The sequence below is a fragment of the Burkholderia sp. JKS000303 genome, assembly GCF_002563755.1.
Lineage (GTDB): Bacteria > Pseudomonadota > Gammaproteobacteria > Burkholderiales > Burkholderiaceae > Burkholderia > Burkholderia anthina_B.
Genome location: NZ_PDBZ01000001.1, coordinates 2,775,888 through 2,797,596, shown reverse-complemented (window position 1 = coordinate 2,797,596; position 21,709 = coordinate 2,775,888). Strand labels below are relative to the sequence as shown.

The following is a 21,709-nucleotide window of genomic DNA, read 5'->3' as shown; positions in this document are numbered from 1 at the left end:
CTTGTCTCCTGAATCGCAACGCGCGGACGGACGGCGCGTGCAACGCGTGCGCCGCCGCGGCTGCTTTTTTTCTGGCTGGAAAGGGGAATGCCGCCGCCGGACTCACGCGTCCGGCGACGAGCGGGGAATGCTCAGCGGGCCGCGCGGGCGCGCCACGCGGACTGCCGCGCCAGCACCGATTCGGCCGTTTCACCGACGAGTTCGCGGTAGGTCGCGGGCGCGGTCGCGCCTTCGGTATTGACCAGCAGCACGCGGGACGTGCCGTCGAGCCCGACCTGCCGGGCGAGATCGGGGTGTTGCAGCAGCACCGCGAGACCGGCCAGACCGGCCACGCCCGATTCGCCGGCGACGATCGGCTCGTCGCCTTCGCTGCCCGCTGCGAGCACCCGCATCGCCTGCACCGCATCGGCATCCGAAATGGTCATGAAATCGTCGACGGCGGGTTCGAGGATCTTCCACGCGAGCGGAGACGTTTCGCCGCATGCAAGCCCGGCCATCACGGAGTCGACCGAGCCCGTCGCGCGTGCGGGCCGGCCAGCGCGCTCTGGTACAGGCAGTCGGCCTGTTGCGGCTCCACGATCACGAAGCGCGGGCGATGCGCGCCGTGGAATTCCCACAGATAACTGGCAAGGCCGGCCGCCATCCCGCCCACGCCGCCTTGCAGGAAGACGTGCGTCAACGCGCACCGGTCGGGCCGGCTCCCGCTCTGCTCGACGACTTCGGCCGCGATCGTGCCGTAGCCTTGCATCACGTCGCGCGGAATGTCCTCGTACCCGTCGTACGACGTATCCGATACGACATGCCAGCCGTTAGCGGCCGCGAGTCGCGCGGCCTCCTCGACCGACTCGTCGTAGTTGCCGGCGATCCGGACGATCTCCGCGCCGTACGCCGCAATCGCCTGCTCGCGTTCGACGCTGACGTTGGCATGCAGCACGATCACGCAGCGGCAGCCGAGCGTCTGCGCGGCGGCGGCCAGCCCCTTGCCGTGATTGCCGTCGGTCGCGCTGATCACGGTGAAATGCGCGAGCAGATCGCGATAGCGGCCCTGGAACAGCGCAGCCGGATCGAGATCGTGGCCGGGCCACATCCGCAGGATCAGCCGCACCAGCGCAATCGGCGCGCCGAGGGCCTTGAAACTGCCGAGCACGGAACGCTTCGACTCGTCCTTGACATAAAGATTAGCAATGCCAATTTTTGTGGCTACGCCGGGAAGGTCGAGCAGCGGCGTGGCCTGCGGCTCGATCTTGTCCCAGCAGGACAGCCACCGGCGGCTTTCCTCGGCGGCCTCGATGCTCAGGATGCGTTTCAGTTCGGCAGGATAGGACGTACGCGTCGCGCGCGGATTGGCAGTCAACATGACCAGGGGGCTCCAGGGCAGAGATAAGCGGGAAAACGGAAAACGGGATCGGTCGAGCGGACGCTCAGTCCGCGGCAAGCCGCCTGAGTACGACGTCCAGCAGCACCTTCGCGCCGTCGACGAGCTGGTCGTCGTCGGTATGTTCGCGCGGGTTGTGGCTGATCCCGCCGCGGCTCGGCACGAAGATCATCGCGGCCGGCGCGATGCGCGCGATCATTTGCGCGTCGTGGCCGGCGCCCGACGTCATCCGGCGGTTCGAGAAGCCCATCCGCGTGGCCGATGCCTCGATTTCGGCAGCCAGGCCCGCATCGAATACGACGGGCTCGAAACGGACGAGGCGCTCGGTCGTGATCCGGACGCCCTCTTGCCCGGCCACCTTGTCGAGGTATTCGGCGAGGCGCTTCTCCGCATCCTGCAGGCGCAGTTCGTCCGGATCGCGCAGGTCGACCGTGAACACGGCCTTGCGCGGAATCACGTTGATCACGTTCGGCTCGATGCGCAGCATGCCGATCGTCGCCAGCGTCGTGCCGCTCGCCACGGTCAGCTCGCGCAGGAAAGTCGCGATCGCGGCGGCCGCCCAGCCGGCGTCGTGCCGCAGATGCGTCGGCGTCGTGCCGGCATGGTTCGCATTGCCCTGCACGGTAACCTGTTGCCACGAAATGCCCTGCAGGTTCTCGACCACGCCGATGCGGATGTCCTCGGCCTCGAGGATCGGCCCCTGCTCGATGTGCAGTTCGAGATATTCATGCGGCACGATCGCGCCGGGTTCAAGTTCGCCGGCATAGCCGATCCGGGCAAGTTCGTCGCCCAGGCGCGTGCCGTCGATGCCGACCGTATCGAGTGCCGCGTCAACCGACATGCCGCCGGCATGGACCAGCGAGCCCATCATGTCCGGCTGGTATCGAATGCCCTCTTCGTTGGTGAACGCGCCGATGGTGATCGAGCGTCGCGGCTTGACCCCCGCATCGCGAAAGGCCCGCACGACGGCGAGGCCCGCGAGCACGCCATAGCACCCGTCGAGCGCGCCGGCGTTTTTCACGGTGTCGATGTGCGAACCCATCATCAGCGGGCGTTCGCTGCCGTCGTCGGATGCCGAGCGCAACGTGCCGAAAATATTGCCGATGCGGTCGACCTGGATGTCGAGATCCAGTTCGCGCATCCATTCGACGACGAGATCGCGCCCGGCCCGCTCGTCATCCGTCAGCGCGATCCGCGTGCGGCCACCCGCATCGGGGTCGACGCCGATGTCGCCAAGTCGTCGCAGTTGGTCGAGAAGAAGCGCGCCATTCAGCTCAAGCGCCGGCTGCTGTACTGCGGGGGTTTTCATCGATCATCTCCATGAGCGGCACGCGCCCGGCCGATTGCCGGGCTTGATGGAGTGAAATGTTATTTCAGGCAGGTCGATATTTCGGCTCTCAATTGGCCGCTTCGGTGCAATTTTTTCTCATCTTCGCGCACCGGCTGCGACAAATGCGTGCCAGGTTGCGTGCGTCGCCGCCCCCCTGCGACGGCCGCGCACGCGCACAGCCCGTGCCTACACGGGCGTCAGCACCGGCTCCCCGGCGAAGTGCCGCGCGGCGTTGTCGATAAACTGCTGCACCGACCGATCGAGCGCCTCCGGCGACCAGCCGCCCATGTGCGGGGTCAGCACGATGTTGTCGAGTTCGATCAGCGCGCGCGGCGGCTCCGGTTCGCCTTCGTACACGTCGAGCCCGGCGCCCGCGATGCGCCGTTCGCGCAGCGCATCCGCCAAAGCAGCGGTATCGACAACGCTGCCGCGCGACACGTTGACGAGGAACCCGCCGGGCCCCAGCGCATCGAGCACCGCGCGGTCGACCAGATGGCGCGTACCCGCGCCGCCGGGCGTCGCGACGATCAGGAAATCGGCCCACTGCGCGAGCGCGTCGAGCCGGTCGAAGAAGCGGTAGGGCACGGGCCTGGCGGAGCGGTTGTGATAGCCGATCTCGATGTCGAAGCCGGCCGCGCGACGCGCGCATTTCTCGCCGATCTTGCCGAGGCCGACGATCCCGAGCTTCTTGCCCGACACGTTCGGCGGCATCTGCAGCGCATCGCGCCACACGCCGTCGCGGGCCGCCGCATCGAGCCGCACCACCCCGCGCACGGCGGCGAGCAGCAACGCAAACGCGTGGTCGGCGACGCAATCGTCGTTGGTGCCCGCGCCCGTGACCACGGTGATGCCGCGCGCCTTCGCGTGCGCGACGTCGATGTGCTCGTAGCCCGCGCCGAGCGCGCTGACGAACGTGAGTTGCGGCAGGCGATCGATGTCGGCGGCGGCAAGCCCCGTGCTGCCGTTGGTCAGCACCGCGCGAATGGTGCCGCCGTGTTCGGCGAGCGCGCGCTCGCGTTCGTCGGCGGTCGGCGCATAGTGCACGTCGTATGACGCGGCGATCTGGCGATGCGCGTCGCCGCGCAACGCGATGAGGACCAACAACTCGGGTTTCATGTCAGGCAATGTCCGCAGGCGGGAATGCGTTCCAGTGTAGCAACGGCGCGTGACGCGCGCGGGTTATCCCCACGCGCGCTGTGGACGCGCCGCCTCACGCGGTTTGCCAAAGCCGACTCAGTCAAGTAACTTTCGGCGTACGTCCCCGTTCTGGAGATTGGCCCCGATGAAGCTCGCCCTGCCCGCCCGGATACTGGGCCTCGCGTTCGCCGCCGCTGTCGTGGCACCCGGCGCGCACGCCGACACGCCCGTCGTGGTGTCGTCGAAGATCGACACCGAAGGCAACCTGCTCGGCAACGTCATCGCACAAGTGCTGAAGGCCCACGGCATCCCCGTCACCGAAAAAATCGCGCTCGGCGCGACGCCGATCGTGCGCAAGGCGCTCACGAGCGGCGAGATCGACATCTACCCCGAATACACGGGCAACGCCGCGTTCTTCTTCAACAAGGCCGACGACCCCGTGTGGAAGAACGCGGCCCAAGGCTACGACACCGCGAAGAAGCTCGACTACGCGGCGAACCATCTCGTCTGGCTCGCACCGGCGCCCGCGAACAACACGTGGGGCGTGGCCGTGCTCGCGCCGGTTGCGCAGTCGCAGCATCTGAAGACCTTCTCCGACTTCGGCAAGTGGGTCGCGAGCGGCGGCAAGGTGAAGCTCGCGGCATCGGCCGAATTCGTGAACAGCGCGTCCGCGCTGCCGTCGTTCGAGAAGGCCTACGGCTTCAAGCTGAAGCCCGACCAGCTCGTCGTGCTGTCCGGCGGCGACACGGCCGCGACGATCAAGGCCGCCGCGAACCAGACCGACGGCGTGAACGCGGCGATGGTGTACGGCACCGACGGCGGCATCGCATCGAGCGGCCTCGTCGTGCTCGACGACGACAAGCACGTGCAGCCCGTCTATGCGCCCACGCCGGTCATTCGGGAAGCCGTGTTGAAGGCGCATCCGCAGATCGCCGACTATCTGAAGCCCGTGTTCGCCAGCCTCGACCTGAAGACGCTGCAGATGCTGAACGCGCGCATCCAGATCAACGGCGAGCCCGCGGCCGGCGTAGCCAAGAGCTACCTGAAGTCGAAGGGCTTCATTCAATGACGGATCGCGCGGCGGTGTCCGCGCGGCGCGTGACGCTCGACAAGGTCGGCATCCTGATCGGCGTACTGACGATCGTCGCTGTGTTCGGCCTGCCGTTCATGGTGCTGCGCCCGAACCGCATCGCGGCCGGCACCGGTCTGTCGGTGTTCGCCGCGCTGCCCGCGATGCAGGGCGCCGCGCTCGCTGCGCTGTGGATCGTCGGCGCGCTGTGGGCGATGACGGCGAGCCGCCCGGCATGGCGACTCGCGGCCGGCTGCGCGTGGCTCGCGACGCTTGCGTATGCGCTCGGCGCGGGGGCGACGCACATCGTCGCCCCCGACGACATGCTCGCGCGCGTGTCGCCCGCCGCCGGCGTGTGGCTGCTGCTGTTCGCCTGGGCGGTGCTCGTCGCCGACGCGCTCGCGCGGCTCGCGTTCGGCCCGTGGCGCCGGCTCGCCGCGCTCGTCGTCGCGATCGCGGCGATTTCGGTGCCGCTTGCGAGCGGCGGGTGGGACGGCCTTTCCGTGATGCGCGAATACGCGGTGCGCAGCGACGACTTCTGGCGCGAAGCGATCCGCCACGTGTCGCTCGCGGGCGGCTCGGTCGCGGCCGCGCTCGTCGCGGGCCTGCCGCTCGGCATCGCCTGCGCGCGCGTCGCACCGGTGCGCACCGTCGTGATGCCGGTGCTCAATATCGTGCAGACGATCCCGAGCATCGCGATGTACGGGCTCATGATGGCGCCGCTCGGCCTGCTCGCCGCGCGCGTGCCGCTCGCGGCCGCGCTCGGCATCCGCGGGATCGGCGTCGCGCCGGCCGCGCTCGCGCTATTCCTCTATTCGCTGCTGCCGATCGCGTCGAGCGTCGTGGTCGGGCTCGCGCAGGTGCCGGAGCACGTGAGCGAAGCGGCGCGCGCGATGGGCATGACGCGCGTGCAGCGGCTGCTGCGCGTCGACCTCGTGCTCGCGCTGCCGGTGATCCTGAGCGGCGTGCGCATCGTGCTCGTGCAGAACATCGGGCTGACCGCGGTCGCCGCGCTGATCGGCGGCGGCGGGTTCGGCACCTTCATCTTCCAGGGGATCGGGCAATCGGCCGCCGATCTCGTGCTGCTCGGCGCGATCCCGACGATCGCACTCGCGCTGGCGGCCGCCGTCGTGTTCGAAGCCGCGACCACGCTCGCGAAGGGACGTACCGCATGATCGAAATCGAACGCATCGGCAAACGCTTCGGCGACGTCGCCGCCGTCGACGACGTGTCGCTGACGATGCAGCAAGGCACGATCACCGCGCTCGTCGGCGCGTCGGGCAGCGGCAAGTCGACGTTGCTGCGGATGATCAACCGGCTGATCGCGCCGACGAGCGGCACGATCCGCATCGACGGCGTGGACACCGCGAGCGTGCCGCCCGAGCAACTGCGGCGGCGCATCGGCTACGTGATCCAGGGGCACGGCCTGTTTCCGCACTGGAGCGTCGCACGCAACATCGCGACCGTGCCGCGCCTGCTCGGCTGGCCGGCCGCGCGCATCGACGCGCGCGTGCGCGAATTGCTCGAACTGTTTCACCTCGCGCCGTCCGAATTCGCGGACAAGCTCCCGCACGAGCTGTCGGGCGGCCAGCAGCAACGCGTCGGCGTCGCGCGCGCACTCGCGGCGGAGCCCGCGATGCTGCTGATGGACGAGCCGTTCGGCGCGCTCGATCCGATCATCCGCAACAAGGCGCAGGACGATCTGTACGCACTGCAGCGCCGCCTCGGCATCACGGTCGTGATCGTCACGCACGATATCGAGGAAGCGCTGAAGCTCGGCGACACGATCGCGGTAATGGATGGCGGCCGGCTGCTGCAGGTCGCGTCGCCCGCCGAGATTCTCGGCAAGCCGGCGGCGGGCGTCGTCGAACAGCTCGTCGCGGGCGTCGACCGGCCGCTGCGCCTGCTCGCGCTGACGCCGATCGACGCGGTGGCCGAACCCGGCCACGCGGACGGCGAGCCGATCGCCGCGACCCGCACGCTGCGCGATGCGGTGTCCGAGCTGCTGTGGCGCGGGACGGACACACTCCCCGTCGACGACGGCAACGGGCGCGGCACGCGCCGCATCACGCTCGACGCGATCCGTGCGCATGCGAGGAAGCCCGCATGACGGCGCACGCTGCACGACGGTCGCTGCCCCGGCGGCTGCCCGCCTATGTGGCGCGCGCCGCCGCGGTTGCGCTGCTGCTCGTGCTGCTGTTGCGCCCCGCATGGCTGCAGGGCGTATTCGCGCCGTTCGCGGACAACGGCGCGCCGGTCATCTACGATCGCGCGAGCCTGCTCGACCTCACGCTCGCGCATCTCGGCACCGTCGCACTGTCGAGCCTGATCGGCACGCTGCTCGCGGTCGCGGCCGGCATTGCCGTCACGCGGCCGTCCGGCGCGGATTTTCTGCCGGTCGCGCGCAGCGTCGTCGACATCGGCCAGACCTTTCCGCCGGTCGCCGTGCTCGCACTCGCGGTGCCGGCCGTCGGCTTCGGACTGAAGCCCGTGCTGATCGCGCTCGTTCTGTATGGGCTCCTGCCGATTTTCGAGAGCACGATCGCGGGGCTCGAGGACGTGCCGCGCGACGTCGTCGACGCCGCACGCGGGATGGGGATGAGCGGCTGGCAGCAACTGGTGTCGGTCGAGCTGCCGCTCGCGTTTCCGGTGATCGTGAACGGCATCCGGCTCGCGGTCGTGATCAATCTGGGCACCGCGACGATCGGCTCGACGGTCGCCGCACGCGGGCTCGGCGACGTGATCATCGCGGGGCTGCAGACGTCGAACACCGCGTTCGTGCTGCAGGGCGGCGTGATCGTCGGGCTGCTCGCGGTGCTGGTCAGCGATGCGATCGGTGCGCTTGCGCGAATGGCGAGTGCGCGGCACACGTAAAAATAGCCGATGGCGGCGTGAGCCTCGTGCAGCCGCGGACACTCGTGCGCGAAAAAGGGGATCCGAGCGGAAATCCGTTCACCCTGGTTCGTCCGGACTCCGATGCGTGTTTGTGCAACGACTGCGTGCGACACCCTGCCCGGCGCATCACAAACCTACACCGCGCTTTCATTCGAAGCCGCGCTCGAACGCAAGCCGCGATTGGTCGATATACTATGCGCCTCCCATTTCCCTGCCCTTCACCATGCGACGACGGTTTTTCTGGCTGATCGTGCTTTCGCTCGGCATTGCGCAGCAGGCCTCGGCGCAGCAGGCCGCCGTGCTGCCTGCGCCCGCGCCGGAAGCGGTCGCGTCCGCGCCGATTGATGCGTCCGCACCGGTCGCGAACGATCAGCCGAACGAAGCAAACCGTCGCATCACGTCCTACTTGACGAAGAAATTCGGCGTCGCAAAAGAACGGGCCGCGAAGCTCGCCGATATCGTGAGCGTCACTGCGACGAAATATTCGCTGCCTCCGGCACTCGTTTACGCCATTATCTCGATCGAATCGCGCTTCCAGGAGAAGGCACGCGGCCAGCATGGCGCGACCGGGCTGATGCAGGTCGTGCCGGCCGCGCACCGCGGCCTGCTGCGCAACGTGAAGGACCTGACCGAGCCGAACGCCAACGTCGAGGCCGGTTCCGCCATCCTGTCGGGCTACGTGCGGGCGGCCGGCGGCAACGTGCAGGCCGGGCTGAAGAGCTACGGCGGATCGAATGCGTATGCGGCGAAGGTGATGCAGCGCGTCGACACGTTCCGGTTCGTGCTCGACGCCGAAGACGGCACGCAACATGCCGCCGACGGCAGAGCGCATCTGGTGCCGGTCAGCGATCCGTCGACCGCGGCGCCCGCCACGGCCCGCAACGTGAAGTAAGCACCGCTTTCCTGTTCGCTCGCCCGTGCGCCACCCTGTCCGCCTGCTCGTCATCGCCGCGCTGACGATCCATTCCGTCGCGGCATTCGCCGCCGTCGACTGCGAACAACAGGGGCCGACGATGGAAGCCGTGCGCCGCTGCGTGCTCGACACGCGCGAGCAGCAAGTCGACCGGGCGTACCGGTCGCTCCAGCGCAAGCTCCAGCGACGCAACCCCGATGCGGCCAGCCAGCTCGCGAAATCGCAGGCGAGCTGGACCCGCTTCGCCGGCGACACCTGCGACTACGTGAAAGCCGCGAATCCGCAGCGGATGATTCCGGACGATGCGTGGATGAACTGTTGGGTCGATTTCAGCGACGCGCGCGTGCGCATCCTGAAGAAGTGGGACGCGCAGCTGGACGCGTCGCCCTGAGCCGCGGGACGACGCGCCACGCCCGTCATTCGCGTGCGAAATGCGCGCGCAGAAACGCGATGAAGTGCTGCGTCTTCGCAGGCAGCAGGCGCGTTTCCGTCATCGCATAGACGGGCACCGGCGCGCCCTCCCACCCAGGCAGCACGCGGCGCAGCCGGCCGGCAGCCACGTCGTCGGCCACCACCGCCTCCGGCAGCCGGACGATCCCGCCCTCGTGCACGGCCAGTTGCCGGATCATGCCGACGCTGTTCACGTTGTACCGTGCGCCGACCGGCACCTCGACCCGGCGCCTGCCGTCGTTCAGCACCCACACGTCGTTGCGCCGCACGCTCAGGCATTCGTGCCGCCGCAGGTCGTCCGGCTCGCGCGGCTCGCCCGCCCGCTCGAGATAGCGCGGCGACGCATACAGGTGATTGCGGAACGTGGCGAGCCGCCGCGCGACCAATTGCGAATCGGCCGATTCGCCCATCCGGATCGCGACGTCGAACGGCTCGCTGACCAGGTCGACGCGCCGCGACGTCAGCTCGAAGTCGAACGTCAACTGCGGATAGCGGTTCGCGAATTCGACGATCAGCGGCGTGAGGTACAGCACCGCGAAATCGACCGGAAACGACGCGCGCAGCACGCCGGTCGGCTCGGCCAGCCATTCGCCCAGTTGCTCGTGCGCGAGCCGCGCGTCGTCGACGATGCGCTTGCAGCGCTCGAAATACAGCTGCCCGGCCTCCGTGAGCTCGATGCGGCGCGTCGTGCGATGCAGCAGCCGCAGCCCGATCGCCTTTTCCAGCGCGCCGATCCGCCGCGACAGCGTCGAGTTCGGCATGCCCAGCGCCTGCGCGGCACTGCGAAAGCCGCGCGCCTTCACGACTTCCACGAACAGCGCCATGTCGTTCAGCAACTCCATGCTGACTGCTCCATCAATGGATCAATGTGCTCCACGATACCCGCTTTATCTCATAAAAGGAGCAATGGATGATACGGGCATGGCGGCGAAACCGGAGCGACAGGCCCGGCCATCGCCCGAGGCGGCATCACGCCGGTGCCGCCCCCACCTTCGATGAGGAAATACGCGATGAAGCAACGATTCGTTCCCGTCCGCGCCGGCCAGGACGCGCCGCAACTGTTCGCCCCGGTCCGCGTCGGCCGCTACACGCTGCACAACCGCCTGGTCATGGCGCCGATGACGCGCAGCCGCGCCGCGTTCGACGGCACGCCCGGCGCATGGGCGGCCGAGTACTACGCGCAGCGCGCGAGCCTCGGCCTGATCGTCACGGAAGGCACGCAGCCGTCGGACGACGGCCAGGGCTACCTGACGACGCCCGGCATCTATACCGATGCGCACGTCGCCGGCTGGAAGGCAGTCAGCGACCGCGTGCATGCGCGCGACGGGCGGCTGTTCATCCAGCTGATGCACGTCGGCCGCATGTCGCACCCCGACAACACGCCGCATCATCGCCCGGGCGTCGCGCCGTCGGCGGTCGCGCCGGGCGTGCCGATGTTCACCGCGACGGGCATGCAGGCCATCCCGGCGCCGCGCGCGCTGACGACCGCCGAAGTGCGCGACACCGTGAACGACTTCCGCTTCGCCGCGCGACGCGCGATCGAGGCCGGCGCCGACGGCGTCGAGATTCACGGTGCGAACGGGTATCTGGTCCAGCAGTTCTTCGCGCCGAACGCCAATACGCGCACCGACGAATACGGCGGGTCGATCGAGAATCGCGCGCGGTTCGCGATCGAGGTTGCCGCCGCGATCGCCGACGAGATCGGTGCGGATCGCACCGCGATCCGCCTGTCGCCGGGCACCACGCTGTGGGGGATCGACGAAGGCCCGGACAGCGCCGACCTGTACCGCCATCTGGCGACGCGGCTCGACGCGCTCGGCCTCGCGTATCTGCACGTGATGCACCAGGGCGACGAGGCGCTGCTCGCGGACCTGCGCGAGCGCTGGCACGGCACGCTGATCCTGAATCGCCCGGGCCGCGCGCGCGACGCGATCGGCGCGGACGTGGCGGCGGGCGTGGCCGATCTCGAAGCGTACGGCCAGATGGTGCTCGCCAATCCGGATTTCGTGACGCGCGTGAAGACGGGGGCGCCGCTGAACGACGCACAGCGCGACACGTTCTTCGGCGGCGATGCGCGCGGGTATGTCGACTATCCGGCGTTGAGCGGCGTGGTTGCCGGGTGACGGCGTCGCTTCGGGCCATCGCCGTGACATGCTGGATCAGTATCGCGGCGATGGTCGGTGAAGCGCGAGATCAGAGCAGCGCGACGTCGACCTTGGGTACCATGGGCGCAATGCGAAGGATGCGCTCGGCCTGAGCACGCACGTATTCCGAAATACGATGCACCCACGCACGCTCGTCGCCTGCATAAACATCCGACTCCGCCAGCCCGGGCGCCAGTTTCGCAGCCAGCGCCGCCATCCGCGTCATTTCACGCGCAACGAGCGCCGGCCGGATCTGCGCACGATGCGCGAAGTCCGCGAGCGCGAAAGCGGTCAGTTCCTCGATGCGAAACACATCCCCGTAGGCCATCGCCATGTCCTGCACGTAAGCGTCGCCGTATACGTTCACGCACACCAGATCGTAAAGCGGCGCCGGATCGAGCCCGCCGCTGCTGACGAAAAACGAAATGTTCTTGCCGTGTGCATCGCTGTTGCCGATCAGCCATTGCAACAGCGCCCAGCGCAACATCATTGAACGTGCGGCGGCGGGCGTCTCGAGCGACGGTGTCAGCGAAAACAGTTTCTCGAAGCTCACGCCTTCGCGGATATTGCGGACATCCTCGCTGTTGCCGAGATTGCGTTCGTATTTGAGCGTCGCCGGCAAGTCGAGGACCTGGCATCCATCAATGACATGCAATCGCCGCACCGCGCTCACGCGCTGCGGATCGCCCGGTTCGGTCGTCACGAGCCGGTCGAATCGTTCGATCAGCAGAATCGGTTCGGGAATGCGCCGGATCTCGACATGCGCGACCGGCATTCCCATGTGGCGCGCCAGCGTCATGCAGAAATGCTCGTTGGCCACCATGAACGGCGCATTCGGGCTGCGCGATTCCGGCTTCAGAATATGCGAGCTGCTGAGCGCCCCGTCGACAAGCGCATACCGCTCCCCTTCGACGAGCACCTGCAGCTTGTCCTGATGGCCGGCGATCGACAGGCGTACCCGATCGTCCCAGACGGAAAACGGAATCGCATCGCGCTTGCGGATACGGTCGGTCAACTCTTCCGCCGAGATCGGTCGCCGTACGGGTTCGAGGGTGTCAGGCGCTCGCGCGGACGAGCCGTCGGCCGGGACGAAGCTCAACGCGCCGACGGGCTCCTTGCCGAGCATCCGGATCAGGCCGAAGACGTTGTCCTTCGATATCTGATACATCGATGCGGCCACGTCGAGTGCGCGGCCCTCGGGAAGCAGGTTGCCCACGAAGCGCTGGATTGCCCCCTCCGGCGGCGTGCCGACGTCGAGCGGAATGCTCGGCGACAACGCAAACGCATCGCCGCGCGCCAGCCACGTCGGATCGTACGAGAAACCGTAGTCGTTGCGGCGGGCATCGTAAGTCAACTGCCCGACCGGCGAGCCGTCGGCCGAAATGCACAGGCGATGAATCATCACGCGCCCCCGGACGAGCCGGCGCGTATCGTCGCCTGATCGTGCAATACGCTGCGCGCCGTCTGTACATCGCGTTTCGGCACGACAAGCAGATTGAGGCCGAAGCCGTCCAGTACCTTGAACAGCTTGTCGAGACTCACCGCGCGGCCGTTTTCGAGCCGCGACAGCACATCCTTCGACACGCCGAGCATATCGGCCGCATCGTCGATCCGCATCCGGGCCTGCGCGCGCCGGTTGCGCACGAGCGCGCCGAGTGCGGCCAGGTCGGAGGCGAGCGGATCGGGGGTGGCGATGGGTTGCGGTAAGGTACGGGCCATAATTCCGGAGTTTCAGGAACAAAGCGCCGACGCCAGCGGGCGACCGGCATAGTTGCGAGAATATCGGAATTATAGTGGCTCGCAGGCCCGGCCGTCGATAATTCTGCTATTTCAGGAATAAATACCCGAACAGGCAGCAGCAACCTATTGATCGCATATTTCAGGAACTATAAACGAACACGGCGGCGCATCCGCGCCGCCGTGTCCGCCCGGTCGCCGGATCACCTGCACCGATCCGGCCCCCTCTGCCTACAACTGCCCCGCCGCCCCCGTCCACCGCAGGTAATCGCCGCGTGTCCAGTCGAGCGACACGCCGACGCGCTTCGTGCCCGGCCGGATCTTCGGCTTGTACACCGACAGCGTCAGCGACTCCAGCGCCGGCCATTCGCGAAACGACAGCACCGCGATGTCGGCGACCAGCGTTTCGAGCAACCGCGTATGCGGCTTGTGCGACAGGAACGACGCGAGACGCGCGCAGTAGCCGTCGTAGTCGATCCACTCGCCCTGCTCGCTCGGCTCGCAGCGATACCCGAGCCGCGCATCGATCACGATCGGCTGAGGCGCCTCGTGCTCGTGAGCATGGATGCCGATCCGCGCGGGCACCTTCAGTTCGTCGACGAACACGCTCCAGCCGCGCCCGCGCAGGCGCGGCGATTCGATCGCCACGAACGGTTCGTCGAACGGCTTCATGATGCGAGCGGCGCCGCGGCGTCGAGCATGATGCGCACGAAATAGTCGGCGAAGCTGCGACGCAGGACGATCTCGAACGTATCGTCGCCGGTCGGGATCAGCGTGATCGGCGACTTGAAGTAGTGCGACTGCGCGCACTGGCCCGGCTTGAACATGCGCGGATGCAGATCGAGCGGGCAGCCGCGCGCAATCACGTCACGCACGCGTTCGCCGCTGATTTCCACCACCGTGTAGCCGCTGCCGACGTCGACGGCCGCCGCATACAGCCCTTGCACGGCCTCCGCGAGCAGGCCCTCGAGCACGCCGGCCTGCACCGGCCCGTTCGAGCGCACGAACCACTCGTCCGGACCGAGCCACAGCACGTCGTATTCCGCGCTGCGCGCCACCGTGTTCGGCGCGGCGGGCGGCTGGCAGCCGACCACGCGCTCGAACGCGCTGACGAAGGCCGGGTCGCTCAGCTCGCCGCGCACGTTCACGAGATCGAGGAACGGCCGCTCGCGCAGCGTGAACTTCTTCGATACGCGCGCCTGGTGCAGCTTCAGCACATCGGCCGCGCCGACGAACGGCGATTCAAGCGTCACGCCCGCGCCCGCCACCGGCGTCTGGTTTCTCGTTTCATTCCACATGCTGGCGCACCCCTTCCGTATCGTAGAAAACCGGGCTCGAGATCTTCGCGGTGATGCGCTTGCCGTTGGCCAGCGGAATCACGACGCTCTCGCCCATCTTGTTCAGACCGCCCTTCACCACGGCCAGCGCAATCGAGCGCTTCAGGATCGGGCTGTAATAACTCGACGTCACGTGGCCGAGCATCGGCGTCGGATCGGTCGCAGACACCTGGGTATCCTTCGCGATGATCTGCGCGCCTTCCGGCAGCACGAACTGTTCGTCTTCGGTCAGCAGGCCGACGAATTGCTTGCGGCCTTCCTTCGACGTATCCGAGCGCGACAGCGAGCGCTTGCCGAGGAAGTCCTTCGACTTCGCGACGACGCCGCCCATCCCGAGGTCGTACGGCGTGATCGACCCGTCGGTATCCTGGCCGACGATGATGTAGCCCTTCTCCGCGCGCAGCACGTGCATCGTCTCGGTGCCGTACGGCGTGATGTCGAACTCGGCACCGGCTGCCATCAGCGCTTCCCACACCGCGCGGCCCGCATTGGCCGGCACGTTCACTTCATAGGCCAGTTCGCCCGAGAAGCTGATCCGCATCACGCGCGCCTTCGCGCCTGCAACGGTGCCGTTGCGGTAGCTCATGAACGGGAACGCTTCGTTGCCGAAGTCGATGTCCTGGCACACCTTCTGCACGACCTTGCGGCTCTTCGGGCCGACCACCGCGAACGTCGCCCAGTGATCGGTGACGGACGCGAGCCGCACCTTCATGTCGGGCCATTCGGTCTGCAGCCAGCGCTCGAGCCACGTCAGCACGCGCGCCGCGCCGCCGGTGGTGGTCGTCATCATGAAATGCTGGTCGGCGAGGCGCACCGTCACGCCGTCGTCGAACACCATGCCGTTTTCATCGAGCATCAGCCCGTAGCGGCACTTGCCCACTTCGAGCTTGTTCCACGGGTTCGTGTACATCCAGTTCAGCAGCTTCACTGCGTCCGGACCCTGGATGTCGATCTTGCCGAGCGTCGACGCGTCGAGGATGCCGACGCTGTTGCGCACCGCGAGGCATTCGCGCTTCACGGCCGCGTGCAGATCCTCGCCGTTCTTCGGGAAATACCAGGGGCGCTTCCAGTTGCCGACGTCTTCGAACATCGCACCGTGCTCGACGTGCCATTCATGCACGGCCGTCTTGCGGATCGGGTCGAGGAAGTCGCCCGTTTCGCGGCCGGCGAACGTACCGAACGACACCGGCGTGTAGTTCGGGCGGAACGTCGTCGTGCCCGTTTCAGGAATCGTCTTGCCGAGCGCCTGTGCGAGGATCGCCATCCCGTTGATGTTGCCGAGCTTGCCCTGATCGGTGCCGAAGCCCATCGCCGTATAGCGCTTCACGTGCTCGACCGACTCGAAACCTTCGCGCGCGGCCAGCAGGATGTCGGCGGCGGCCACGTCGTTCTGGAAGTCGACGAACTGCTTAGGCCCGCGCGGCGCGGCCTCGCGGCTGCCGACCAGCCACAACGGCTGCAGCGCGCCTTCGACGGTTTCAGCGACCTGCGGCGCGACGGGGCGCTGCGCGGCCGTGTAGCCCGCGGCCTTCGCCGCTTCGGCGCCCGCGTCGAGCGCGAGTCGCAGCGCACGGGCAAGACCGAACTCGCCCGCGGCCGCCCCGACGCTCGCCTCGGCCTGCACGGGCTTGCCCGGCAGGAAGCACGCCTTCTCGTCGTTCCAGCATGCCTTGCCGCCCGACTGCGCGAACAGGTGCAGCACCGGGCTGAAGCCGCCCGACATCGCGACGAGATCGCACGGCAGCGACTGCATCTTGCTGCCCGTCTTGCCGTTCGAGTAGGACGCGACGTCGACCGACGATACGCGCCACTTGCCCGAAGCCGCGGTGATGACCGCACCGCTCATCACCGTCACGCCCTGCCGCTTTGCCGCCGCCGGCAACGCACCGTTCGACGATGCGCGCGAATCGACGACCGTCACCTTCGCACCGCAGGCCTTCAGGTCGAGCGCGGTCTGGTATGCACGATCGTTGTTCGTGAACACGACCACGTTGCGGCCCGGCAGCACGCCGAAGCGATGGATGTAGGTGGACACCGCGCCCGCCAGCATTACGCCCGGCAGGTCGTTGTTGCCGAACACGATCGGACGCTCGTGCGCGCCGGTCGCGAGGATCACGCGCTTCGTGCGGATCTTCCACAGCAGTTCGCGCGTGCCCTTGCGCATCGACACCGGCTGGTGATCGGTCAGGCGTTGCGTGACCGTCACCAGGTTGTGGTCCTGGTAGCCGAACGCGGTGCTGCGCGACAGGATCGTCACGTCGGGCAGCTTGCGCAGTTCGGCCTCGATCTTCTCGACCCACTGCTGCGCCGGCTTCGCGTCGATTTCCGCGCGGCACGACAGCAGGCTGCCGCCGAGTTCGCGCTGGTCGTCGACGAGGATCACGCGCGCGCCGGCCGTGGCGGCCGCATGCGCGGCGGCGAGGCCCGACGGGCCACCGCCCACCACGAGCACGTCGCAGTGCGCGTAACACTTGTCGTAGCGATCGGCGTCGAGCACTTCAGGCGCCTTGCCGAGGCCGGCGGCCTCGCGGATCTTCTCTTCGTACTTCGGCCACATGTTGCGCGGCCACATGAACGTCTTGTAGTAGAAGCCCGCCGGCATGAAGCGCGACAGCTTCTGGTTGATCGCGTACTTGTCGTTCTCGAGCGACGGTTCGGCGTTCACGCTCGTCGCGACGAGGCCCTGGTACAGCTCGATCTCGGTCGCGCGCGCGTTCGGCACCGTGTACGGGCCGGTTTCGAGCTGCACGACGGCATTCGGTTCCGCGACGTCCGCCGTCACGATCCCGCGCGGACGGTGGTACTTGAAGCTGCGCGCGACGAAGTGCACGCCGTTCGCGAGCAGCGCGGACGCGAGCGTGTCGCCCTGGAAGCCCTGATACGTGCGGCCGTTGAAGGTGAACGTCAACGGAATCGCGCGATTGATGCGGCCACCGGTGCCGAGGCGGTCTTTCTGGCTCATTTGCTCGTGCCCTCTTCGTGTGCGTTGCCGGCAGCAGCGCCACTGATGGCAGCCCCACCGAACTTTTCGTAGCCCTTGATATCGTAGGTCACCGTGTCGCGCGTGACCTTGAACCAGCGGCGGCAGCCCTGCGTGTGCAGCCATTGCTCCTTGTGCAGCCCGCGCTTGTTCTCGCGCATGAACACGTACTCGCCCCATTCGCGGTCGGTCATGGTCTCGTTCGCCACCGGGCGCACGATGTCGGCTTCACCGCCGCACGTGAACTCGGATTCGGCGCGCGGCCCGCACCACGGACATTCGATCAGCAACATGTTTGTTTCTCCTTCAGTGCGGGGGTTAGTGCGCGACCGCGGCAGCGCCGTGTTCGTCGATCAGGTGACCCGTGTAGAAGCGGTCGAGTGCAAACGGTGCGTTCAGCGGATGCGGTTCGTCGCGTGCGATCGTGTGCGCGAACACCCAGCCCGAGCCCGGCGTCGCCTTGAAGCCGCCGGTACCCCAGCCGCAGTTGAAATACAGGCCCTTCACGTCGGTCTTGGTGATGATCGGGCAGGCGTCCGGCGACACGTCGACGATGCCGCCCCACTGGCGGTTCATCCGCACGCGCGAGAACACCGGGAACATTTCGACGATCGCCTGCAGCGTGCTTTCGATGATGTGGAAGCTGCCGCGCTGGCCGAAGCCCGTGTACTGGTCGATACCCGCGCCGATCACGAGGTCGCCCTTGTCGGACTGGCTGATGTACGCGTGCACCGCGTTCGACATGATCACCGAGTTGACCACCGGCTTGATCGGCTCGGACACCAGCGCCTGCAGCGGGTGGCTTTCGATCGGCAGGCGCACGCCGGCCATGTCGGCGAGCGTCGTCGTGTTGCCGGCCGCGACCACCGCGACCTTCTTCGCCTTGATGAAGCCCTTCACCGTATCGACGCCGACCACCGCGCCGCCTTCGCGACGAATGCCCGTCACCTGGCAGTTCTGGATGATGTCGACGCCGGCGCGGTCCGCGCCGCGCGCGAAGCCCCAGGCCACCGCGTCGTGACGCGCGACGCCCGCACGGCGCTGGATCGACGCGCCGAGCACCGGGTAGCGGCTGTTCAGGTTGATCGTCGGCTCGATTTCCTTGATCTGCGCGGGCGTCAGGAATTCGGCGTCGACGCCGTTCAGCCGGTTCGCGTTCACGCGACGCTCGGTGTCACGCACGTCCTGCAGCGTGTGCGCGAGGTTCATCACGCCGCGCTGGCTGAACATCACGTTGTAGTTGAGATCCTGCGACAGCCCTTCCCACAGCTTCATCGCCTTCTCGTACAGCGCGGCCGATTCGTCCCACAGGTAGTTCGAGCGCACGATCGTCGTGTTGCGCGCGGTGTTGCCGCCGCCGATCCAGCCCTTCTCGAGGATCGCGACGTTCGTGATCCCGTGCTCCTTCGCGAGGTAATACGCGGTCGCGAGGCCGTGGCCGCCGCCGCCGACGATCACGACGTCGTATTCCTTCTTCGGTTCCGGGCTCTTCCACTGCTTTTCCCAGTTCTCGTGATACGAGAGGCCGTTGCGGAACAGGCTGAATATCGAGTAGCGGCTCATGTTAGTGATCCTTCGTTAGCATTCGATGACGTTCACGGCAAGACCGCCGCGCGACGTTTCCTTGTATTTCGTCTTCATGTCGGCACCCGTCTCGCGCATCGTCTTGATCACCGAATCGAGCGATACGTAGTGCTGGCCGTTACCCTTGAGCGCCATGCGCGACGCGTTCAGCGCCTTGATCGCGCCCATCGCGTTGCGCTCGATGCACGGAATCTGCACGAGCCCGCCGACCGGGTCGCAGGTCATGCCGAGGTTGTGCTCCATGCCGATCTCGGCGGCGTTCTCGACCTGGTCGGGCGTGCCGCCCATCACCGCGGCGAGTGCGGCGGCGGCCATCGAGCACGCGACGCCCACTTCGCCCTGGCAACCGACTTCCGCACCGGAGATCGATGCGGTTTCCTTGTAGATGATCCCGATCGCGGCGGCCGTCAGCAGGAATTCGATGATCCCGGCTTCGCTCGAGCCCGGCACGAATTTCACGTAGTAGTGCAGCACGGCGGGAATCACGCCGGCCGCGCCGTTGGTGGGCGCGGTGACGACGCGGCCGCCCGCGGCGTTCTCTTCGTTGACGGCCATCGCATACAGGTTGACCCAGTCGAGCATCGACAGCGGATCGCGCAGCGACTCTTCCGAACGCGCACGCAGGTGCCCGTTCATCTCGGCCGCACGGCGCTTCACGCGCATCGGGCCCGGCAGTTCGCCTTCGACCTTGCAGCCGCGCTCGACGCAGGCGGCCATCGTGCGCCAGATCGCGAGCAGCCCGGCACGCACCTCGTCGGCCGAGCGCAGCGCGCTTTCGTTGCGCAGCATCAGTTCGGCGATCGACAGCCCGTGTTCGCGGCACTGGCGCATCAGGTCGTCGCCGGTGCGGAACGGATACGGCACTTCGGCCGCCGCACGCACGCCGTTCACGCGATCGCCGTCGCGGTTCACGACGAAGCCGCCGCCGACCGAGTAATACTCTTTCTCGACGAGCAGCTGGCCGTGCTCGTCGAACGCCTGGAAGCGCATCCCGTTCGGATGCACGATGCTCGTGCCGCTCATCAGCTTGCGATAGAAGCCGATGTTTTCCTTCTCGTCGAAGCGGATCGTCTGCTTGCCGAGCAGCGACAGCGACTTCTCCGCGCGGATCGCCGCGAGCCGCGGCTCGATCAGGTCCGGATCGATCGTGTCGGGCAGATGGCCCTCGAGACCGAGCAAGACGGCCTTGTCGGTACCGTGGCCCTTGCCCGTTGCACCGAGCGAGCCGTATAGTTCGACCCGCACGCGGCGCACGAAGCCGAGCAGGTTCGCGTCCTCGATATGCGACGCGAAGCGGCAGGCGGCGATCATCGGGCCGACCGTGTGCGAACTGGACGGGCCGATGCCGATCTTGAACAGGTCGAACGCGCTGACGTTCATCTGACTTCCTCTGGGTGGGCGTACGTGAAATGTCGTTGGCATCAGTACATCAAAGCGTAAAATTGGCCGATAGAACAAAAACGGCATCGGCGTGGGATACCGCCGCCAAGCCCCGAAAAGGACGGTCCGAAAGTACGTTTTGACGATGGTTCGCGACGCAAAAGCACAAGTCGCCGGCGTATGCGCACCCCGGCCGCCGTGCCCCCAAACAGAGTGAAACGAGTGAGACCCGCCTGCCCGGCGTGACGAGATTTACCGCGATGACACCCGACGTACCCGCTTCCCCCCTCGCCGAACCCGCGCCGCAGCGCATTCGCTTCGGCATCCTGCTGCTGCCGAATTTCACGCTGACCGCGTTCTCGGGGTTCGTCGACATGCTGCGGCTGTCGGCCGACGACGGCGACTACAGCAAGCCCGTGCGCTGCGCGTGGAGCGTGATCGGCGAAACGCTCGCGCCGGTGCGCGCGAGCTGCGGGATCCAGATCACGCCGTGGGAAACCTTCGATGCGGCCGAGCCGTTCGACTACGTGGTCGTGGTGGGCGGCCTGCTGCATTCGGGGCCGCAAGCCGGCCCCGAAACGCTCCAGTTCATCCGCCGCGCGGCGGCGGGCGGCGCGACGGTCGTCGGGATTTGCACGGGCGTGTTTACGCTGATGCGCGCGAACGTGCTCGACGGCTACCGCACCTGCGTGAGCTGGTTCCACTACTGGGATTTCATCGAGCGCTTCCCGAGCGCCGATCCCGACCTGCTGATCGCCGACCGGCTGTTCGTGATCGACCGGCGCCGGATCACGTGTTCGGGCGGCCGCGCGTCGATCGACGTCGCCGCCGCGATCCTGCTGCGCCACTTCGACCATGCGACGGTGCAGAAGGCGCTGCGCATCCTGCTCGTCGGCGAGATGCAGAAAGGCAATGCGCCGCAACCGCATCCGCCCGGCCTCGAGCCGGCCACGCACCCGAAGGTCAAGCGCGCGATTCTTCTGATGGAACAGCATGTCGGGCGCGCGCTGCCGCTCGAGGAGCTCGCGGCCAAGCTCGACATGTCGACGCGCCAGCTCGAACGGCTGTTCAAGGCCGAGACGGGCAAGAGCCCGCAGGCGTTCGCGAAGCAGGTGCGGCTGCGCACGGCCGCGTGGCTGCTGACGAGTTCCGACCGCACCGTCGCCGATATCGCGTCGAGCTGCGGTTTCGCCGACGCGTCGCACCTCGGGCGTGAATTCCGCAAGCAGTTCGGGGTGCCGCCGGCGACCTATCGCGAGCGCGGCGGGGAAAGCGCGCCACCGGATGCGGCAGCCGACCCGGCGGCGCTCGACGCGGCCGAGGACATCGTCGACTGACGGCGAACGCCGCCGCCGCATCCGCGTGCGAGCACCGGCGG

19 protein-coding genes and 1 pseudogene are annotated in these 21,709 nt (G+C 67.5%); 8 read left to right on the top strand and 12 right to left on the bottom strand.

Annotated features, from left to right (window positions below; genetic code table 11):
* Positions 1 to 131 precede the first annotated feature (131 nt).
* From BX604_RS13420 to BX604_RS13410, 3 genes and pseudogenes are all read right to left on the bottom strand, one after another.
* Positions 132 to 1,357: pseudogene (locus BX604_RS13420) on the bottom strand (diaminopropionate ammonia-lyase).
* 64 nt (positions 1,358 to 1,421) lie between these two features.
* On the bottom strand, positions 1,422 to 2,684 hold the full coding sequence (locus BX604_RS13415) for a Zn-dependent hydrolase (RefSeq protein ID WP_098551214.1): 1,263 nt from the start codon (positions 2,682 to 2,684) through the stop codon (positions 1,422 to 1,424).
* Positions 2,685 to 2,891: 207 nt separating this feature from the next.
* Positions 2,892 to 3,821 carry a 2-hydroxyacid dehydrogenase gene (locus BX604_RS13410; RefSeq protein ID WP_098551213.1) on the bottom strand — a complete coding sequence of 310 codons (930 nt, stop codon included), beginning with the start codon at positions 3,819 to 3,821 and terminating at the stop codon, positions 2,892 to 2,894.
* 166 nt (positions 3,822 to 3,987) lie between these two features.
* Here BX604_RS13410 and osmF point away from each other — a divergent pair, with 166 nt between their 5' ends.
* From osmF to BX604_RS13380, 6 genes are all read left to right on the top strand, one after another.
* Positions 3,988 to 4,911, top strand: a complete 924-nt coding sequence (gene osmF / locus BX604_RS13405) for a glycine betaine ABC transporter substrate-binding protein OsmF (RefSeq protein WP_098551212.1) — start codon at positions 3,988 to 3,990, stop codon at positions 4,909 to 4,911.
* Positions 4,908 to 6,086 carry an ABC transporter permease gene (locus tag BX604_RS13400; protein ID WP_098551211.1) on the top strand — a complete coding sequence of 393 codons (1,179 nt, stop codon included), beginning with the start codon at positions 4,908 to 4,910 and terminating at the stop codon, positions 6,084 to 6,086. The genes osmF and BX604_RS13400 overlap by 4 nt, the downstream gene beginning before the upstream one ends.
* A complete protein-coding gene (locus BX604_RS13395) occupies positions 6,083 to 7,021 on the top strand; it encodes an ABC transporter ATP-binding protein (RefSeq protein ID WP_098551210.1) in 939 nt (312 codons plus the stop codon). The genes BX604_RS13400 and BX604_RS13395 overlap by 4 nt, the downstream gene beginning before the upstream one ends.
* A complete protein-coding gene (locus tag BX604_RS13390; protein ID WP_098551209.1) occupies positions 7,018 to 7,785 on the top strand; it encodes an ABC transporter permease in 768 nt (255 codons plus the stop codon). Before BX604_RS13395 ends, BX604_RS13390 begins: the two co-directional genes overlap by 4 nt.
* Positions 7,786 to 8,029: 244 nt before the next feature.
* On the top strand, positions 8,030 to 8,698 hold the full coding sequence (locus tag BX604_RS13385; RefSeq protein ID WP_098551208.1) for a lytic transglycosylase domain-containing protein: 669 nt from the start codon (positions 8,030 to 8,032) through the stop codon (positions 8,696 to 8,698).
* Between the two features lie 25 nt (positions 8,699 to 8,723).
* Positions 8,724 to 9,110: a lysozyme inhibitor LprI family protein gene (locus tag BX604_RS13380; protein WP_143748022.1), complete on the top strand. Its 387-nt coding sequence runs from the start codon at positions 8,724 to 8,726 to the stop codon at positions 9,108 to 9,110.
* Positions 9,111 to 9,135: 25 nt separating this feature from the next.
* Here BX604_RS13380 and BX604_RS13375 read toward each other — a convergent pair whose 3' ends face one another.
* On the bottom strand, positions 9,136 to 10,011 hold the full coding sequence (locus tag BX604_RS13375) for a LysR family transcriptional regulator (RefSeq protein WP_098551207.1): 876 nt from the start codon (positions 10,009 to 10,011) through the stop codon (positions 9,136 to 9,138).
* 168 nt (positions 10,012 to 10,179) lie between these two features.
* Here BX604_RS13375 and BX604_RS13370 point away from each other — a divergent pair, with 168 nt between their 5' ends.
* Positions 10,180 to 11,292, top strand: coding sequence for an alkene reductase (locus tag BX604_RS13370; RefSeq protein WP_098551206.1), 1,113 nt, complete (start codon positions 10,180 to 10,182; stop codon positions 11,290 to 11,292).
* Positions 11,293 to 11,362: 70 nt separating this feature from the next.
* On the opposite strand, the gene BX604_RS13365 is transcribed toward BX604_RS13370, so the two are convergent.
* The 8 genes from BX604_RS13365 to BX604_RS13330 form a co-directional block, all read right to left on the bottom strand.
* The gene (locus BX604_RS13365) at positions 11,363 to 12,715 is read right to left on the bottom strand and encodes a HipA domain-containing protein (protein ID WP_098551205.1); all 1,353 of its coding nucleotides are present in this window, start codon (positions 12,713 to 12,715) and stop codon (positions 11,363 to 11,365) included.
* Positions 12,715 to 13,032, bottom strand: coding sequence for a helix-turn-helix domain-containing protein (locus tag BX604_RS13360; RefSeq protein WP_096501941.1), 318 nt, complete (start codon positions 13,030 to 13,032; stop codon positions 12,715 to 12,717). Before BX604_RS13360 ends, BX604_RS13365 begins: the two co-directional genes overlap by 1 nt.
* Before the next feature lie 249 nt (positions 13,033 to 13,281).
* Entirely contained in the window at positions 13,282 to 13,722 is a 441-nt protein-coding gene (locus tag BX604_RS13355) for a dihydroneopterin aldolase (protein WP_096501943.1), read from the bottom strand.
* Positions 13,719 to 14,348 (bottom strand): sarcosine oxidase subunit gamma, encoded by a 630-nt coding sequence (locus tag BX604_RS13350; RefSeq protein ID WP_098551204.1) that lies wholly within the window; start codon positions 14,346 to 14,348, stop codon positions 13,719 to 13,721. The genes BX604_RS13355 and BX604_RS13350 overlap by 4 nt, the downstream gene beginning before the upstream one ends.
* Entirely contained in the window at positions 14,338 to 17,349 is a 3,012-nt protein-coding gene (locus tag BX604_RS13345) for a sarcosine oxidase subunit alpha family protein (RefSeq protein ID WP_098551203.1), read from the bottom strand. Before BX604_RS13345 ends, BX604_RS13350 begins: the two co-directional genes overlap by 11 nt.
* On the bottom strand, positions 17,346 to 17,660 hold the full coding sequence (locus BX604_RS13340; RefSeq protein WP_023476365.1) for a sarcosine oxidase subunit delta: 315 nt from the start codon (positions 17,658 to 17,660) through the stop codon (positions 17,346 to 17,348). The genes BX604_RS13345 and BX604_RS13340 overlap by 4 nt, the downstream gene beginning before the upstream one ends.
* 25 nt (positions 17,661 to 17,685) lie before the next feature.
* Positions 17,686 to 18,930 carry a sarcosine oxidase subunit beta family protein gene (locus BX604_RS13335; protein ID WP_006480591.1) on the bottom strand — a complete coding sequence of 415 codons (1,245 nt, stop codon included), beginning with the start codon at positions 18,928 to 18,930 and terminating at the stop codon, positions 17,686 to 17,688.
* A gap of 15 nt (positions 18,931 to 18,945) precedes the next feature.
* Positions 18,946 to 20,331, bottom strand: a complete 1,386-nt coding sequence (locus tag BX604_RS13330; RefSeq protein ID WP_098551202.1) for an L-serine ammonia-lyase — start codon at positions 20,329 to 20,331, stop codon at positions 18,946 to 18,948.
* A gap of 260 nt (positions 20,332 to 20,591) precedes the next feature.
* On the opposite strand from BX604_RS13330, the gene BX604_RS13325 reads away from it, so the two are divergent.
* A complete protein-coding gene (locus BX604_RS13325; RefSeq protein ID WP_098551201.1) occupies positions 20,592 to 21,668 on the top strand; it encodes a GlxA family transcriptional regulator in 1,077 nt (358 codons plus the stop codon).
* The last annotated feature ends 41 nt before the right edge of the window (positions 21,669 to 21,709 follow it).